Below are 2,182 nucleotides of genomic sequence, written 5' to 3'. Positions count from 1 at the left end.
CGTCCCGGCAACATAAATGTTGCCAAAGGAATCTCCCACCCATCGCCTAAACGATGAGCCGGGGTATTGCCATAATTGGCACTGGCTTATCAAGCACCCTGTTGAGTTCTCAAAGAACAACCGCACACCTTCGAACCGCTCCGCTTTCGCGGCCCGTTCTCCGGGGCACTCGCTCTACTTTACCCTCGCTATTCCGTCTCGCCAAATCCGGGGTGTTCCCGGTTTCGGTGAGCTAGGAATTCGCTCGAGTCCCGCGGAAGCTTACACGATCGCTCGTGCGCTAGATCCTTGGGGTTTGGCAGGACGGCCGGTCTAGCGGATCTCTCCGCTTGCCTCGCCCGTTTCCCTGCCGGCTCGGAGAACATTACCCGCTCCCTCCAGCAACGCCAAATCGGCCCCCGCACGTGATCGCACTCCCGTGGCCACTGGTGCCGGCGAGCCGAAAGAGTTTCTACGACCTTGGGAAGCCCCCCCATATGCAATGAACATGCCTCTCACCGATCTCACCACCAACAGAAATGGCGCCCAGCAGCATTCGCGCAGTTCAGCCCCCTTGCACCTCCCATCACCCGACGCCAGCCGAACCCCACACTCCCGGCTGGCCGCCAGAGCTGACCCTGCTGGTCAATCGGTCCGCTGTCCGTTCCGCCGGCTCGTTTGCGCCGGCCAGCGCACACGTAACGGTTCCCGTGGTCGCCCGCCCACGTCATAGCGGCAGGCCGGGCACACGGACGGCGCGACGTGAGCGCCCGCCGGACCGGACAGCGCGGGCGGCGGATGACAGTGGGGCAATCGACCAGCAGGGTCAGCGCTGACTCAGCGCCGTTGAAACAGCCCTGAGCCCGGCGGTGCCGGCTGGCTGTCAGGGCTGTCTCGAACGCTTCGAGACAGCCCCCACGACCAGCCGGACAAGATCAGCCACGGCGCGCGGCCGCCTGGAAGCGGCCAGGGCGCACGGCCGCCTGGAAGCCGGGGCACTGCCCGGGCGCGAGTGGGGCGGCCTGGTGTTCGGCGGACGAGGCGAGGCGAGGCGAGGCAGGGCTGGGCAAGGCGAGGCAGGGCTGGGCGAGGCGCGTATGCGGTGGGGAGTGCTCCGCGCGTACGAGAAGAGGGAGAGCGAGAAGGTCGCCTGGATGGAGCTCGGTTGGTGAGGCGGCGTGAGCCGCAGGTGATCGGGTGGGCCCGGCGCGGGTCAGGTGGTGAAGACGGCCCAGACGTGTTTGGTGGTGGCGGTTCGGTACCAGCCGAGGTCGGTGGCGAAGGTGCGGGCCAGGTGCAGGCCCAGGCCGCCGGAGCCGATGGGGCGGGACTGGTCGAAGAGGGGTTCGCCGGCGAGGTCGTGGTCGGCCACGTCGAGGATGAGGTGGCCGGGTTCCTCCAGGAGGCGGATCACCGTGGGTGGGCGGCCGTGGCGGAGGGCGTTGGTGGCCAGTTCGGTGGCGACCACCGCGATGCGGTCGAGGCCGTCGTCGTCGATCAGCGTGCCGGTGACCGCCTCGCGCAACTCGGCTCGCAGTCGCCGTAGGTCCTGGACGCTGTCGAGGGTCCAGCGGCGTTGCTCGGTCGCCGCCGGGTGCGGGACCGGGGCGGGCAGCGACGTCATGTGCCTATCTTGCCCACTCGCGGGGGGTTCGCGGTGGCCCGAGCGGGTCGGTGTGATCGCTTTTTTGGGGCCGCTCGTGGGCCGTCACGCCAAAGGCGAAGAACAAGAACCGGTGGTTTAAAACCGTTTTGTCACGTTAACACCCTCATACTTTCGGCTAGTGTTCCATCGACCTGTCGTATAGAGTCGTCGTAACCGAACGGCCAAGTGTGCCTGGGCGGCGAACGCCGCCCGTAGATATGGATGCCCTACCGACCGGGTCCCGAACAGGGCCGGTTCTGGTGGAGAGGCTCCGGGGAGGACCACGACATGACCGTCACCGAGACCTCGACGGCGGTGTCACCGTCGACCACGGCCCGCGCCACGGCTCCGGTCGACAGCGCTGCCGAGTTGCTCGCCGCGATGGCCGCGATGCCGGTGGGACACCCGTCCCGGGCTTCACTGCGGGACCGGGCGATCGAGGCCTGGCTGCCGCTCGCCCGGCACCTCGCCCACCGCTACTCCGGCCGCGGCGAACCCACCGACGACCTCATCCAGACCGCCACCGTCGGCCTCATCAAAGCCGTCGACAAATTCGAC

The 2,182-nt window shown here is 67.7% G+C and carries 2 protein-coding genes; one reads left to right on the top strand and one right to left on the bottom strand.

Going from position 1 to position 2,182, the window contains the following annotated elements; translation table 11 throughout:
* Positions 1-1,192 precede the first annotated feature (1,192 nt).
* Entirely contained in the window at positions 1,193-1,603 is a 411-nt protein-coding gene (locus KZ829_RS42505) for an ATP-binding protein (protein WP_220149505.1), read from the bottom strand.
* Positions 1,604-1,912: 309 nt separating this feature from the next.
* Between KZ829_RS42505 and KZ829_RS42500 the strand changes: the two genes are divergently transcribed.
* On the top strand, positions 1,913-2,182 hold a 270-nt coding region (locus KZ829_RS42500), incomplete at its 3' end, for a sigma factor (protein ID WP_281428377.1).

This window comes from Actinoplanes hulinensis (assembly GCF_019429605.1).
Classification (GTDB): domain Bacteria; phylum Actinomycetota; class Actinomycetes; order Mycobacteriales; family Micromonosporaceae; genus Actinoplanes; species Actinoplanes campanulatus.
This window is presented reverse-complemented; position numbering and strand designations above follow the sequence as displayed.

Bases quoted from the DNA above. Each gene is read 5' to 3' on its own strand.
- KZ829_RS42505 (WP_220149505.1), bottom strand. From the start codon at position 1,603: ATGACGTCGCTGCCCGCCCCGGTCCCGCACCCGGCGGCGACCGAGCAA.